Genomic DNA, 14,491 nt, shown 5'->3' with positions numbered 1-14,491 from the left:
CGACTCAATGAATTACTGAATTAACTTGTTATAGTCACTCAGTGCAACATTGATATATGAGATATCAATCCTGCGCGAGTGCCCACACAGATTGTCTGACTAATTGTTAAAGAGCGTGTCTCTCATCGAGACAGGAGGCGCATTCTACGCGACTCTCCGTGGCGGTCAAGGGCTAATTCGCTGCCTTGTCGCCGAGTGTCGAAGTTTTGCTCAGCATCCGTTTTCCTTCCGCTTTGCCCCGTCGACAGGAAGCGCATTATAGGGGGAGAATTCTCTGGCGCAACCCCTTTTTGGATCAAAAGGATCCTTTGCGATCTTTTCCATCAATTCGGTTTAGGAAGCAGCAACCTTAGTCGATAAAACCAGCCCGCGAGCCTCGAGGCCAGCCATCAACTCAGTCGAGGGGCTGGACCCTGTGTAAAAGTAACTGCCGGGATCGGTTCCAGGCATCACTTCTGACGCACTGATCAAGGTACCGACGCGCCGGGCTATGGCGCTGCCTGAATCCACCAGCCTTACCTTTGGACCCAGGATCTGGCCGATCTCTTCATTCAACAGAGGGAAGTGAGTACAACCCAGCACCACCACATCCAGGGAGGGCTCGACCATCAGGGGGGTCAACACCGCCTGCAGGGCCGCGCTGTCGCATCCCCTTCCCGCCAGCTTGTCCTCGGCCAGCCGAACCAGGTCACTGCTGCCCAGACGAATCACCCGGCAATGAGGCGCAAAGTCCTGGATCAATCCATCGGTATAGCTGCGACACACGGTACCTGGCGTCGCAAGCAGCGCAATGGTCCCGGTGTAGGACAACGCCGCCGCAGGCTTGATGGCGGGCACCACACCAATCACCGGAATGGATAGGGCGTTTCGCAGCGCAGGCAGAGTCAGGGTACTGGCGGTGTTACAGGCCACCACCACCAGGGCAGGTTTCAGGTCTCGCACCAGAGGGGTAATGAGTTCCACACAGCCGTCGATCAACTCCTGCTCGGGTAACTCCCCATAAGGGAACCTGGCGTTGTCCGCCAGATAGTGGACAGGCCACTGTGGGAAGGCACTGCGGACATGCTCCAGAATGGAGAGGCCACCGACACCTGAGTCAAACAGAAGAATGGAGCTCATCGACAAGGAACTGTTGCTATAACGGAATAGGCGTTGATTCTCACACAGAGCCCGTCATTTACCAAGGGGACTGGACTTAAGCTTTGGCTTGGTTAGAATTCCCCCTCTCTAAATCCAGACACCGGAGTACTACATGGATCTGAAAGCCCTTGATCCGGCCAACTACGAAAAGCAGTTAGCCGAAAAATGCGAGCGTATGAGGTCGATGTTCGCCCCATTCAATGCTCCGGAACTGGAAGTGTTTCCTTCTGAGCCTCAACACTATCGAATGCGCGCCGAGTTCCGAGTCTGGCATGACGACGATGATCTCTACTACATCATGTTTGATCAGGCCCAGGGAGAAAAGGTACGCACCGACCAGTTCCTGCCGGCCAGTGAACTGATCAACCAGTTCATGCCCAGACTGATGGAAGCGCTGCGTCCCAATGAGCATCTCAGGCGCCGCCTGTTTCAAGCGGACTTTCTCTCCACCCTCAGCGGCGAGCTGTTGATCTCCCTGCTTTACCATCGCCAGTTGGACGACACCTGGGTTGAAGGAGTACGAGAACTGCGCGACGCCTGGCGCGCCGAAGGCCATAAGGTTGATTTCATCGGAAGGGCACGCAAACAGAAGTGGTGCCTGGATCGTGAGTTCGTGGATGAAACCCTGCAGGTGCACGATCGCCAGATGCACTATCGGCAGATTGAAAACAGCTTCACCCAACCCAACGGCAAGGTAGCAGAGAAGATGTTGGAGTGGGCGGTCGATTGCACCCGTAACAGCACTGGTGATCTACTGGAGCTCTACTGCGGGAACGGCAACTTCTCCCTGGCCCTGGCTCAGAACTTTAACCAGGTACTGGCCACCGAACTGGCCAAGCCCTCCGTCGAGGCGGCCCAGCACAACATTGCCGCCAACAACATCGACAACGTCACCATCATTCGCATGTCCGCCGAGGACTTCACCGATGCCATGAATGGGGTGCGGGAGTTTAACCGCCTACGGGGCATCGACCTCAAGGGCTACAACTGCAACACCATCTTTGTCGATCCGCCCCGCGCCGGACTGGATAAGGAGACCGAGAAGATGGTGCAGGGTTACGAGAAAATTCTCTACATCTCCTGCAATCCGGACACTCTGCTGGACAACCTGCAAACCCTGGGGCAAACCCACAAGGTGACCCGGCTGGCGCTGTTCGACCAGTTCCCCTATACCCACCATATGGAAGCGGGTGTTCTTTTGGAACGTAAGTAACAGATAAAGGAAGACCGCCAATCGGCGGTCTTTTTTATTTAGGCAGGTTTTCCAGCTCCGGCTCCCGGCCGCTGCGTTGCAGCGCCTCCGAACCCTTGGCAATCATCTTCAGCTGCACGATGAGGCGCTCGGCCAGAGCCTGACGCTCCTTCTTATTCAGGTCCAGGGCTTCGGCGCCACTGGAAAACACCAGAGTCACCAGAGCTTCCGACTGAGCATAAGCCAGGTCAGGACGGCGACCCGTCTTCGCCTGCAGGTAGTCGCTGAGCTCGTCGATGAAATGGCGAATCTCCCGGGTCACCGCCGCACGAAACGCCGCCGAGGTTCCGGAGCGCTCCCGCAGCAACAGACGGAATACGTTAGGGTTGCTGTCGATGAACTCCATAAAGGTCTCAATGGAGGCTCGAATGACGCTTCCCCCCTCCTCGGCCCGCTGGCGCCCTTTGCGCATCAATTGCCTCAGAGTCAGGCCACCCTCATCCACCATGGTCAGCCCGAGCTCTTCCATATCTTTGAAGTGGCGGTAGAAGGAGGTAGGGGCAATGCCAGCTTCCCTGGCCACCTCTCGCAAACTCAGGTTGGAGATGCTGCGTTCTGCGCTCAGCTGATTAAACGCAGCATCGAGAAGAGCGCGACGTGTGCGCTCCTTTTGCTGTGCTCGAATCCCCATTACTTACTACCCTTAATTAGAAACTTATGCATTCTAACTTGAATAGAGGCAAAGCTCACCTGCGAGCTGGATCAACCATGGCTTGCGTTATTGGACAAAGATCACCAAAATAGCGCACAGATGTACGCTCAAAGAGACGCAAGGATGAATTCTAAGCCACCACTGATTCTCATCAATACCCTGATCTTCAGCCTCACCGCCCTGGCCGCCGTGACTCTGGCCCCACTCCACGGGGTGCTGATCGGGTACCAATCGGAAACCCTGATTCTGGCCTTCCTGTTCTGGGCCTGGAACGGCCTTTCCATCACCGCCGGCTACCACAGGCTCTGGTCCCACAAGGCCTACTCTGCCCACCCCGCCGTCCAATGGTTTCTGGCCATAGGTGGAGCCATGGCCCTGCAAAACAGCATTCTTCACTGGGCCTCCGATCATCGGCGCCACCACAAGTTCGTGGATGACGACCACAAAGATCCCTACAGCGCCAGCCGAGGCTTCTGGTACAGCCACATAGGCTGGATGCTCAGGAACTACCAGGGTGAGCCGGATTACACCAATGCGCGCGACCTGCAGAAGAACCCCATTGTCATGTTCCAGCATCGCCACTACGCCCTGCTGGTTCTGGTCACCAATGTGATCACGCCACTGGCCGCCGGCGCCCTTATCGGCGACATCTGGGGCACCTTCCTGATGGCGGGAGTAGTGCGGCTGGTCGCCATGCATCACGGTACCTTCTTCATCAACTCTCTGGCCCACATCTGGGGCAGTCAGCCATACAGTGACAAGCAATCGAGTCGGGACAACGGCATCCTTGCCCTGTTTACTTTTGGTGAGGGTTACCACAACTTCCACCACACCTTCGAACACGACTGGCGCAACGGCATCCGCTGGTTCCATTTCGACCCCACCAAGTGGCTCATTGCCCTGTTTGCCAGGTTTAGACTGGCTAACGGGTTAAGAGAGGTGCCCACTGAGCGGATCGAAACCGCCAGGCTGCAAATGCAGCTGAAACGAAGCCAGGCGATGGCTCAGGATCGCGGCCTCTCCGACGAGTGGTTGCAGCAGCTTGAACAGCAGTATCAGAGTGTTGCCGAGCAGATGTGCGAGTACTATCAGGCCAAGCAGAAGCTGCTGAAGCAGACCCGGGCGCAACTGGATGCCTCGGCCAAGACCAGGCTGAAAGAGCTCAAGCTGTGCCTGAGGGAACAGCAGCAACAGTGGCTGAAACTACGCCAGCAGCTGGCTGACGCTTAGGGGCTGAAATGACCAGGCTGAGGGAGTGGCAAGCACAGGGCGACTGGTTTCAGTACCAGGAACATCGACTCTTCTTCCTGGATCAGGGCGAAGGGGAGACTCTGCTATTGATCCACGGTTTCCCCTCGGCCAGCTGGGACTGGCATAAACTCCTGCCGCAGCTGAGTCAGCGCTACCGGGTAGTCATGATGGACCTGCTGGGATTCGGCTTTAGCAGTAAACCCCACCCTCATGACTACCACATCGCCGACCAGGCTCAGATCCTCGAAGCCCTGCTCAGTCATCTGGGTATCCAACATTGCCATCTGCTGGCCCACGATTACGGGGATACCGTCGCTCAGGAGTTGCTTGCCCGGGACCCCCAGCGCTACCTCAGCTGTGTCTTTCTCAATGGCGGACTGTTTGCCGACGCGCACCGGCCGCTGATGATTCAAAAGGTACTGGCCTCTCCGCTGGGCGCCCTGCTGGTCCCCTTCCTGGGGCAGCGGCGCTTCCGTGCCAGCTTAAGGCGAATCTGGGGCGCTCACCCCCTGGAGGATGGCGAGGTCAACACCCTGTGGCGGCTGCTCAGCCACAACAATGGCCAGCGAGTGATCCCGTCCCTGCTGCACTACATGGCCGAGCGCCGTCAGTTCAGTGAGCGCTGGAGCCGCCCTCTGACTCATCCCCCCTGCCCGTTGATGCTGATCGATGGCACCCAGGACCCCATCTCCGGCCGCACCCTGGTTCAGGCGTACCGGGAGCGGGTCCCCGAACCCAGGGTCGAGGCCCTCGAGGGTGTTGGCCACTATCCCCAGCTGGAAGCTCCCCAACAGGTTCTGCAGCATTACCTGGTTTTTCGTAACCAGATTCAGGCCAGAAAGAGTGAGTGACCACTCATCGACTCAACGCTTCCCTGTCAGGAAAATTGTGGGTTTTGCCTGTCAGATGGCCCCAAACCGCACGCCCTTGGGGTATTATCTTGCCCCTGACCAAAAGATTCACAAGCAACAGAGCCCCAGATGAGCAAAGCGATCAAACTGACGGAGTACAGCCACGGCGCCGGCTGCGGCTGTAAAATTTCCCCTAAGGTACTGGATACCCTGCTGAGCAGTCAGTTAACCCCCTTGGACGATGCCCGTCTTGTGGTGGGCAATGCCAGCCGGGATGACGCCGCCGTTTATGACCTGGATGGCACCACCGGCATCATCAGCACCACCGACTTCTTTATGCCCATCGTCGACGATCCCTTTACCTTCGGTCGCATTGCTGCCACCAATGCCATCAGCGACATCTACGCCATGGGCGGCACCCCCATGATGGCCATCGCCATCTTCGGCTGGCCTGTCAATCTGCTGCCGGCAGAGGTGGGACAACAGGTGATCGAGGGAGGCCGTGCCGCCTGTCGCGATGCGGGTATCCTGCTGGCCGGGGGTCACTCCATCGATGCCCCTGAGCCCATCTTCGGGCTGGCGGTCACCGGTCAGGTGCCTCTCTCCCAGCTCAAGCGCAACGACACCGCGACCGAAGGCAGTAAGCTCTATCTGACCAAGCCGCTGGGCATCGGCATTCTCACCACCGCCCAGAAGCAGAAAAAGCTGGCCGAGGAGCACGACAAGATTGCCGTGGACGCCATGTGCCAGATGAACAGGGTTGGTGCACAACTGGCACGAGTCCATGGTGTCAGCGCCATGACCGACGTCACCGGCTTTGGCCTGGCCGGACACCTCACCGAGATCTGTGAGGGAGCCAACCTGAGCGCCACCCTTGAAATCGACAAACTTCCCCTGCTGGATCAGGTGGACAACTATCTGACCCAGGGCTGTATCCCAGGCGGTGCCGGGCGCAACTTCGACAGCTATGGCCATAAGCTGCCCGAGCTGGATCCACGCACTCGTACCCTGCTGTGCGATCCCCAGACCTCCGGGGGCCTGCTGGTGGCCGTGGAGCCTCACGCTTGTCTGCAGGTGGAGGAGATTCTTCGCACTGCCGGACTGGGCGTTCACCCCATTGGCGAGCTTCGGGCTCGGCAATCCGGCCCCATGGTCGAGGTGGTGTGATGAAGAGCCTCGGTACCGACCATTATCGGGAATTGCTGCTGTCAGAACACCCCCTCATCGATTTACGGGCTCCGGTGGAGTTCGCCAAGGGCGCGTTCCCCAACAGCGTCAATCTGCCTTTGATGAACGATCAGGAGCGCGCCGCCGTCGGCACCTGCTATAAGCGGGAGGGGCAGATGGCCGCCATCGAACTGGGCCACAAGCTGGTCCAGGGCCAGGTGAAAGCGCAGCGCCAACAGGCCTGGAAAGCGTTTCTCGACCAGCACCCCGACGCCATCCTCTACTGCTTTCGCGGCGGACTGCGTTCCGAACTGAGCCAGCAGTGGATCGCCGAAGTGGGCCATGACCGCCCCTTTATCGAAGGCGGCTACAAGGGGATGCGCAGCTTCCTGATGGACCAGACCGACAGCATCACCGCCACCACCCCGATGTGGATCATTGGCGGCATGACCGGCTGTGGCAAAACCGACTTCCTGAAACTGCGCCAGGACATGGTGGATCTGGAGGGGCTGGCCAACCACCGTGGTTCCAGCTTTGGTCGCCAGGTCACCGAACAGCCGAACCAGATCGATTTTGAGAATGCCCTGGCGGTGCAACTGATGCGTCACCAGCAGGCGAAACAGCCTCATCTGGTGCTGGAAGATGAGAGCCGTTTAATCGGCCGCGTCTCATTGCCACTTGAGATGCATGAGCGGATGCAGCGCGCGCCTCTGGTACTGCTGGAGGTGAGTCATGAGGATCGCATCGAGCGCATTCTGCGGGACTACGTCATCAACATTGCCGCCGACTTCATGGCACGAGACGGTGAAGCGCAAGGCTTCCTGAACTACAGGGAGCACCTGCTCAGCGCCATGGACCGCATCAAGAAACGCCTGGGAGATGAGCGTCACCGGGCGCTGCGGACCGTCATGGAACAGGGGTTTGATGACCAGCTGCATGGCAACATGGATGCCCACCGCCACTGGATTGATGCCCTGCTCAGCCACTACTACGATCCCATGTATCGGCATCAGTTGGAGAAGCGCCGGGAGCGGGTGGCCTTCAGCGGGGATCACCAGGCGGTTCACCAATGGCTGGACCAACAGGCAGGATAAAAAAACGGCCCCTAGGGCCGTTTTTCTTTAAGGATGTTGCAGGATGCGATGCCAGGGTAAATCCGGCGCCCCGAGCACCAGATAGTTGGGATTCTCCAGGCTCTCTCGCTCGTTATAGGAGAGAGGATTCAGATCAATATCCAGGATGCGCCCGCCCGCCTGCTCAACAATGCACTGGGAAGCGCCGGTATCCCACTCGCCGGTAGGGCCGAGGCGCAAATACACATCCGCTTCCCCTTCGGCCACCATGCAGCTCTTGAGTGAGGCGCTGCCAAAGGGAATAAAACGGTAGTTACGGCCCGGCTCCAGCAGATTGGTCACCGCATCCAGTCGCTGGCGACGGCTGACCGCAATCACCATCTCCTGCTCAGCCTCACTGGCTTGCCGGCTGCGGATGGGGGTATCCCGGCCATCCTGACGCTTGAAGGCCCCCTGGCCGTCGACGCCAAAGTAGCAAGCCCGGGAGATGGGGGCGTACACCACACCCAGAATCGGTCTGTGGTTCTCAACCAGGGCGATGTTGACGGCGAAATCACCACTGCCGGCAATAAACTCCTGGGTCCCATCCAGGGGATCGATGAGCCAATACCTGTGCCAATTCTGACGATCTGCCAGGGGGATCTCCGCATCCTCTTCGGAAAGGATGGGGATCTCCGGTGCCAACCGGGTCAGCGCCGAAACGATCAGATCGTGAGCCGCCAGGTCCGCCGTGGTCACCGGGGTGTTGTCGGACTTGGTGATCTCCTGAAACTGGCCCTCTTCGTAGATCTCGCGGATCCGTTCCCCCGCCTGGCGGGCAATCTCTATGGCGGGTTCCAACAAGGTGCTAATGCTTTCCAAAACCTCTACCTACTGCGGTCGTACTTCAATTAAGTTTCAGCGCTTTCCTTGCCAAAAACAAGGCGCTGATGGCTCGGGATTCATTAAAGTCGGGCCGAGCCAGCAGGCCATCCAGATCCTCAATGGGCCAGGGCACCAACTCCAGGGGCTCTGGCTCATCGCCTTCCAGTTTACTGGGCGACAGTCCCTGCGCCAGTAAGATCTGCATCTTGCTAGAAAAATACCCGGGGGCCAGGGCCACCTCCATCAGATGGGTCAGGCTGTCAGCCCGAAAGCCCGCCTCCTCCTGAAGCTCCCGGTTGGCCGCTTCAACGGCACTCTCACCCGGGTCAATCAGGCCTTTCACAAACCCAAGCTCGTAGGTTTCTGTGCCTACGGCGTACTCCTTCACCAGCAGCACGGTGTGCTCATCCAGCATGGGCACCACCATCACCGCACCGCGGTTGCCCCCCTGCATCCGCTCGTACACCCTCTCCTCACCATTACTGAACTGCAGGTGGACCTGTTCCACCCGGAAAAGCCGGCTGCTGGCCACCAATTCAGTGTTGAGGATCTGGGGTTTCTGTTTCGAGCTCATAGGGTCCTGAGTAGTCTGACTGGAGTGAAACTAGGATACACATTCACACACCGATTTGATATCGGTCACAAAACAAAAGGGACGCCTGAGCGTCCCTTTGTCATTCAAAAACCCGGCACGCGTCCGGAGTATTGAAGCGGGTAAACTCCGTTGTCATCCGGTTGGCCAAGGAAAGCCAGGGACTTGGCCATGGCGTCCGGCTGTTCGGCGGTCGCCTTGATGCCGGCATTCACCTCCACCTGCATATTGGCCTTGAGCAGGGCGGTGCCGGCCACACCAATTCGATTGTCCTGTTCCGTCATGGTCAGTTGCAGATTTCCCTGACTGCAGCCGAGCGTGCCAGCCAGGTTGCCCAGAGGGAAGGCGCCAAACTGGTTGTTCACATCCAGCTGCTGCACCGTGATGCGGCCATTGAGGCTGTCACACCAGGGCTCGCCCTGACTGCCTTGGGACAGATTCAGTTTGACCTCACCGGCCACCTTGGTGCGAAACGGCAGGCGGCGATTGCCCACCAGAACGGAGAGCGGACTCTCCAGGCGAAGACCTTCCACCTCCAGGCCCGAGAAGCCATAGCGCACCGTGCCTCGTCCTTGTACATCACCGGACACCGAGACCACAGCCTCGAGTTGCCCGCCAATCAATGCCCACCAGGGATCCAATTCCCAGGTCAGATTTTCCAGGCGGCGGCCTGCCATCGTCACGGTGTCGGCGCGTCCTGCCCACAGGGTGCCCTCCAGGCCAGACACCTGAATCCCTTTGGGTTTTGGGGAGAACTGCCACACCAGGGATACCGGTACGGTCACCGCCAGAAACACCAGGTAGAGCACCAGAGCACCCAGGCCATACTTCAGATAACGCATCTTAACCCTTAATCAGCTGTAACCGTCTAACTTCCACTCTGCCTGCGGTGTCCGCCGCAGCCAGGTCCACGGCGTCGACCCGAACGCCCTGCTCAGACAGGTAGGCCAGCCAGTTGAGCAACCCTTCGAAGCTGCTCTCGGTCAGCCAGACCTGCAGCTTATCGCCCTGTGGCTGCATCCGTTCGATGCTCAGGGCAAACTGCTTGGCGCTCTGGGTCGCCAACTGGCTGAGACTGCCGGTGGCCATATTATTGCCGGATCCGCCCTGGCCCAGGCTCAGATAGCGATTGGCATCCGCCTTCAGACTCGCCTGACGGCTCAGTTCGCTCTTGAGGCCCTGCTCCGCTTTGGCAACGGCGCCCGTCAGCGGTTGCCAAATAAGCCAGTAGAAGCCTCCGATCAGAATGAAGGGGGCCGCCAGAGTCAGCATCTGTCGTTCACGGGGATTGAGTTTGTGCCACCAGGCTTTCAGGGCATCCATCATTTCACCTTCACCGTCAGGGCGCCACTGACCCCCTGTTCCTCGTTGTTCATGGCACCGGTATCCACCTGGAAGCGGCCCCCGGCAGCTTTCTGGAACTGCTCAAACTGGGCAAAGTTGGCCGCCCGAACCTGCAGTCGCAACTCACCACGATCGGCGTTGTAGCGCAGTGAAACCGGTTTGAGCTCAGGAATCGCCGCAAAGGCGGGCTGCAGCTGATTGAGCATAGAGAGCAGTTCCCCCTGGCCACCGCCGCCGCCCAGGCCCCGGACCTTACCGGCCAGGCGCTGCGAGGGATGAATCGCCGGATTGACCCTCTCACCGGGAAACAGACGCTTATAGATTGCATCAGATTCAGCCCGAACCTGCTGGCGCTTGGTGTCGATCTGATGCCACTGCATCCCCTGGTACACCAGGGTCAGCACCAGGGCCAGGCCGGCCATGATGGCAACCTTGCCCCAAATCTTCCACACCTTGCCCAATTCGCGCTTGGGGGCATAGGCGCCACTGAGCAGATTGCATCGGGATTGGGCCATCCCCTGAGCCAGAACCTGCATCGGCAGCTCAAGCGACTGAGGCTGCCACTGGACGCCCTCCACCATCAGGTCCACCGGGGAGAAGTGCGCCAGGGAAACGTCCCCCTGCTCCGCCTTGTCGGCCAGGATAATGGGCAGCCAGTCCGTGTCGACGCTGGAGCCTTCCAAACCAAAGCGGCACAGCCACTGGGCTTCCAGTTGCACCAGAGCACCATCGCACCCCTCCGGCTGCGGCAACGCCAATACGTCGGGCACCATGTGCGCCGCCTGGAGGTTGGCATCCTTCAGCCATTGGCGCCACAACCCCATCTGCTCATGACTGACCACGGCCACTGCCAACTGGTCACCATCACGGCGGCCAGTGACAAAGTGCAGCTTATCCACCTCCTGGGCCAGTTCATCCTCCAGCATGAAGGGCAATCCCTTCAGCGCCTGGCGGGCCATCTTGGCAGGCAGGTTCACCTGGGTCAGGGTCAGGGCACTGGAATCCACCAGCACCTCAACGGGCCGACCGCCCGCCCGCTCCGTCAGGCTGGAGAGGGCCTCTGCGCCAGGCAATACCCCGGAGCTGATGACACTCTGCTGCTCTTCGGACCAGGTGATCCAGCTAATGGGTGTGTCGGCTCTCTCACCCAGACGCACCACTAATCGTTCGCTCACTGTTGGCCTCCATACTGTCGGGTCAGCGCCACAAAACGGGTACCTCCCGACCGCTGTAAAACGGTTTCGAGCCGGAACAAGGTGTTATCCACCTTGGCCGCCGCACGCAGGCGAAAATACTTGCTGTCCACCACAAAGCTGCTCTTGGCCTTGTCGTCCAGCTTCACTCCCTGAACCAGGGACTCCTGCCAAAACTTTTCCATATCTTCCCAACCGTCCGCTGGACGATTGGCAATCAAATCTTCCACCTGTCCCTGGCTCAGCTTACCGTCGAACATCCCCACCAACAGGGAGGCCCGCTCTACCGGAACGGTATTCACGTTCACCACCTGAGTGGTGTCGCCGGGGATCACGCAGACATAATCCTTCAGAACTTCATACATGGGCTGGCTGATTCCCAGCACCGCCCGCATTTCGCTGTGGTGCCACAGGGGTTGATTGGCGGCGCGATAGGGCACTTCGCGGGCTTCATAGTCCGGATCTTCCGCGCCATAGCTGCCTTCGGCACGATCATCTTCGTCGATGTAGTCGTGCAACCGCTCTGTCGCCATCTCCGCCAGGTAGAGATCCATCCCCAGGTCCTCGAGCATCGCCTGGAACTGCTTCTGTACCAGAGGCTTCTGGTTGGGGTTTTCGTTTTTCTCAGCCTGAGTCAGTTCCTGGCCCAGGGCATTGAGGTTGAAGCAGCTGCGCATATCATCGATATGACCGATCAGCTGTCCCCCGTCTACCGGATAGATCACATCCGTCGTGGCCCAGTATTGCTGAAGGTGCACCGTATCGTCGGCGTCCTCCATATCCTGCTTCAGGGCTCGCTTGGCCAGCTCCTCCACCGACAGGGCAAACCAATAGGCCTGGGTCAGCTGGTGATGATTGACGGTGCGTCTCACCGCCAATCGGCTGCGCTCATTGAAGCTGGCGGCGATGGTGGTCATCACCGCCAACACCAGCAAAACCGTCAGCAGGGCCACCCCTTTCTGTCTGGAGAACATCAGTTGCCCTCCTCATTGCCACCGGAGCCACCTGAGTTGCCACCGTTCCCACCGGACCCGCCGTTACCACCGGAGCCATTGTTACCCCCGGAACCGCTGTTGCCGCCGTTCCCATTGTTCTCATCGGAGTCCGACTTGGCACTGCCCACGCCGTCCGGAAGCAGGAAGCGACGCTCGATCTCACCAAAGTCTTCCAGCTCCAGCTTCACCGACACAGCCCGGACCAGGGGGCTGCCCTCCAGTTTGGTTTGCCACTTGTCATCCACATAGAAGGCCAGCTTGAGATCCAGCACCCGGTCCAACAGCACCAGCTCTTGTGGGTCGGTATCCACCACGGGGTCCGGGTAGATGTGGTGCAAACGCTGCAGTTGGTTCTTCTGCAGTCGGTACCCCACCTGCTGCAGGCTTCCCCTCGGCAGCTGTCCCCGGGGATTCAGCCATCCCAGTCGAAAAAAGCTGATGCCGTCGGCGTCCGACTCCAGCCAGCCATCACCAAACTGATACTTGGAGTCACTGGGCTTACTGCCCGCTCCCCGTACCGGCCTCATCACCAGCTGGCTGAAATCCCGCTCCATCATCGACATCGCCCGCTGCACCTGTTTCAGTCGCAGATGGTGGGTCTCGCTGGTCTCACTGATGTTGAGGATGTTAGAGAGCACCGCGGCGGTGCTCACCCCCAGCAGGGCGAAGATCGCCATCGCCAGCATCATCTCCAGCAAGGTAAAGCCAGACGCCTTAGTCCGGTTTGGCCACATAGGTGGTTACCTCACTGATTATATTATCGAAATCTTCATCCAGGCTCACTTTAACCCGAATGGCACGGAACTCCGCGTCGCTGGTTTTCACCACTTCCTGTCGCCAGTGCCACTGGCGACCGGCAAGCTCAACCCGACCCTTCTTGCTGTTGCCCAGCTCGGGAAACTCAGATTCCAGCCGGGCGTCCACCAATCGGTTGTGGGCCACGTAGTTCGCAAAGGTCTTCTCCCGAAGAATCGGCACGGCACTGAGCTGCTCGCCGGCGCTGTTGAGCACAGCCACGGCGGCCAGGGCAAACACCGCCAGGGCCACCATCACCTCCAGCAGGGTAAAGCCACGCGGCCTCATGACTCCTCCTCGGTGCGGCGGATGTCACCGATGGCGTTGCCCTCCAGTTCAATCACCAGAGTTGGGCGGGCGCTGATCTCTTCAAACTGCAGGGTGAAGGGGGTGATCTCCCCGGAGGGAAGCAGAATCAGCTGAGGCTCGGGGGTCTTGCGCTTCTCCTCATCACTCTTCTCAAACAGGGAGCGATCCAGGCCAAACTCACTCTCCTCATCTTCGTCTGACTGCTTCAGGGGCATCCCCTCCACCGACAGACTCAGGATCACCCCGTCGGGCATGCGTCGCTCGCGGTAGAGGCGGTCCCCCACCAGCTGTTCCCAGTCATTCTTGTCCAGGTTAAAGCGGGCAAACAGATAGTGGTCTTCCTCCACCACCAGCCCCAGCTCCTGGCCGGAGATCACCGACTCTTCCAGAGCCATGGACACCACGGCGGCAAACTCATTGGCCGCCTTGTCCAGGGTCTCCTGGCGGGGGTCTCCCCCCACCGTCAGGGTCACCGACATCGCCGCCACCCCGATAAGCACCAGCACCAGCATGATCTCCAACAGGGTAAACCCCGCCTGGCGCCGCGCCCGTTTCATCATTACTGGTATTCCGTCAGGTTCCAGTTACAGATGTCGTCATCGCTGCCCAGCTGAAAGTCGGGACCGGCGGAACAGAGATCGTAACGCCCCTTCTCACCCGGGCTCAGCAGCACATAGTCATTACCCCAGGGGTCCTGCGGCAGACGCTTGATGTAGCCGCCTTCGCGGTAGTTGCGAGGCTCAGGGGAGTAGTTGGGACGGTTCACCAGGGCAGTCACGCCCTGCTCGGTGGTGGGGTAGATGTTGTTGTCCAGGCGATACATGTCCATGGCGCCCTCCAGAGTCACGATGTCCGCCACCGCTTTCTGGATGTCCGCCTTGTCTTTGGATCCCATCAGGTTGGGGGCGATCAAAGAGGCCATAATGCCGATGATCACCAGTACCACCATCACTTCCAGCAGGGTAAAGCCGCGCTGGCGGTTATGTTTTTTACTCATGTCTAACCTCAAAAGG

The 14,491-nt window shown here is 59.2% G+C and carries 17 protein-coding genes; 5 read left to right on the top strand and 12 right to left on the bottom strand.

Features of this window, described 5'->3' with window-relative positions:
* Positions 1-333: 333 nt before the first annotated feature.
* The gene (murI, locus tag G505_RS0109975) at positions 334-1,119 is read right to left on the bottom strand and encodes a glutamate racemase (RefSeq protein ID WP_028109428.1); all 786 of its coding nucleotides are present in this window, start codon (positions 1,117-1,119) and stop codon (positions 334-336) included.
* Between the two features lie 133 nt (positions 1,120-1,252).
* Between murI and trmA the strand changes: the two genes are divergently transcribed.
* Complete coding sequence (gene trmA, locus G505_RS0109970; RefSeq protein WP_028109427.1) at positions 1,253-2,353, top strand: tRNA (uridine(54)-C5)-methyltransferase TrmA; 1,101 nt, start codon at positions 1,253-1,255, stop codon at positions 2,351-2,353.
* A 34-nt stretch (positions 2,354-2,387) separates the two neighbouring features.
* On the opposite strand, the gene fabR is transcribed toward trmA, so the two are convergent.
* Complete coding sequence (fabR, locus tag G505_RS0109965) at positions 2,388-3,023, bottom strand: HTH-type transcriptional repressor FabR (protein ID WP_028109426.1); 636 nt, start codon at positions 3,021-3,023, stop codon at positions 2,388-2,390.
* Positions 3,024-3,167: 144 nt separating this feature from the next.
* Between fabR and G505_RS0109960 the strand changes: the two genes are divergently transcribed.
* The 4 genes from G505_RS0109960 (at position 3,168) to mnmH (ending at position 7,407) form a co-directional block, all read left to right on the top strand.
* Positions 3,168-4,274, top strand: coding sequence for an acyl-CoA desaturase (locus tag G505_RS0109960; RefSeq protein ID WP_035385271.1), 1,107 nt, complete (start codon positions 3,168-3,170; stop codon positions 4,272-4,274).
* 8 nt (positions 4,275-4,282) lie between these two features.
* Positions 4,283-5,146, top strand: coding sequence for an alpha/beta fold hydrolase (locus G505_RS0109955; protein ID WP_028109424.1), 864 nt, complete (start codon positions 4,283-4,285; stop codon positions 5,144-5,146).
* Positions 5,147-5,275: 129 nt separating this feature from the next.
* The gene (gene selD / locus G505_RS0109950; protein WP_028109423.1) at positions 5,276-6,313 is read left to right on the top strand and encodes a selenide, water dikinase SelD; all 1,038 of its coding nucleotides are present in this window, start codon (positions 5,276-5,278) and stop codon (positions 6,311-6,313) included.
* Positions 6,313-7,407 (top strand): tRNA 2-selenouridine(34) synthase MnmH, encoded by a 1,095-nt coding sequence (gene mnmH, locus G505_RS0109945; RefSeq protein WP_084643938.1) that lies wholly within the window; start codon positions 6,313-6,315, stop codon positions 7,405-7,407. The genes selD and mnmH overlap by 1 nt, the downstream gene beginning before the upstream one ends.
* A 27-nt stretch (positions 7,408-7,434) precedes the next feature.
* On the opposite strand, the gene cysQ is transcribed toward mnmH, so the two are convergent.
* The 10 genes from cysQ to gspG form a co-directional block, all read right to left on the bottom strand.
* Positions 7,435-8,247, bottom strand: a complete 813-nt coding sequence (cysQ, locus tag G505_RS0109940) for a 3'(2'),5'-bisphosphate nucleotidase CysQ (protein WP_028109421.1) — start codon at positions 8,245-8,247, stop codon at positions 7,435-7,437.
* 25 nt (positions 8,248-8,272) lie between these two features.
* Positions 8,273-8,824 carry an ADP compounds hydrolase NudE gene (nudE, locus tag G505_RS0109935; protein WP_028109420.1) on the bottom strand — a complete coding sequence of 184 codons (552 nt, stop codon included), beginning with the start codon at positions 8,822-8,824 and terminating at the stop codon, positions 8,273-8,275.
* 104 nt (positions 8,825-8,928) lie between these two features.
* Positions 8,929-9,684, bottom strand: coding sequence for a type II secretion system protein N (locus tag G505_RS0109930; RefSeq protein ID WP_028109419.1), 756 nt, complete (start codon positions 9,682-9,684; stop codon positions 8,929-8,931).
* Position 9,685: 1 nt separating this feature from the next.
* Entirely contained in the window at positions 9,686-10,165 is a 480-nt protein-coding gene (gspM, locus tag G505_RS0109925) for a type II secretion system protein GspM (protein WP_028109418.1), read from the bottom strand.
* Positions 10,165-11,361: a type II secretion system protein GspL gene (gspL, locus tag G505_RS0109920; RefSeq protein ID WP_028109417.1), complete on the bottom strand. Its 1,197-nt coding sequence runs from the start codon at positions 11,359-11,361 to the stop codon at positions 10,165-10,167. Before gspL ends, gspM begins: the two co-directional genes overlap by 1 nt.
* Complete coding sequence (gene gspK / locus G505_RS0109915) at positions 11,358-12,353, bottom strand: type II secretion system minor pseudopilin GspK (protein WP_028109416.1); 996 nt, start codon at positions 12,351-12,353, stop codon at positions 11,358-11,360. The genes gspL and gspK overlap by 4 nt, the downstream gene beginning before the upstream one ends.
* Positions 12,353-13,108, bottom strand: a complete 756-nt coding sequence (gspJ, locus tag G505_RS0109910; protein WP_028109415.1) for a type II secretion system minor pseudopilin GspJ — start codon at positions 13,106-13,108, stop codon at positions 12,353-12,355. The genes gspK and gspJ overlap by 1 nt, the downstream gene beginning before the upstream one ends.
* Positions 13,089-13,457 carry a type II secretion system minor pseudopilin GspI gene (gspI, locus tag G505_RS0109905; RefSeq protein ID WP_028109414.1) on the bottom strand — a complete coding sequence of 123 codons (369 nt, stop codon included), beginning with the start codon at positions 13,455-13,457 and terminating at the stop codon, positions 13,089-13,091. Before gspI ends, gspJ begins: the two co-directional genes overlap by 20 nt.
* Positions 13,454-14,038 (bottom strand): type II secretion system minor pseudopilin GspH, encoded by a 585-nt coding sequence (gspH, locus tag G505_RS0109900; RefSeq protein ID WP_028109413.1) that lies wholly within the window; start codon positions 14,036-14,038, stop codon positions 13,454-13,456. Before gspH ends, gspI begins: the two co-directional genes overlap by 4 nt.
* Complete coding sequence (gspG, locus tag G505_RS0109895) at positions 14,038-14,475, bottom strand: type II secretion system major pseudopilin GspG (protein WP_028109412.1); 438 nt, start codon at positions 14,473-14,475, stop codon at positions 14,038-14,040. Before gspG ends, gspH begins: the two co-directional genes overlap by 1 nt.
* Positions 14,476-14,491 lie beyond the last annotated feature (16 nt).

Origin of the sequence: Ferrimonas futtsuensis DSM 18154 (genome assembly GCF_000422645.1) — a bacterium.
Classification (GTDB): domain Bacteria; phylum Pseudomonadota; class Gammaproteobacteria; order Enterobacterales; family Shewanellaceae; genus Ferrimonas; species Ferrimonas futtsuensis.
Note: the sequence above shows the minus strand (reverse complement) of the source record. Positions and strands in the feature narration are given on the sequence as shown.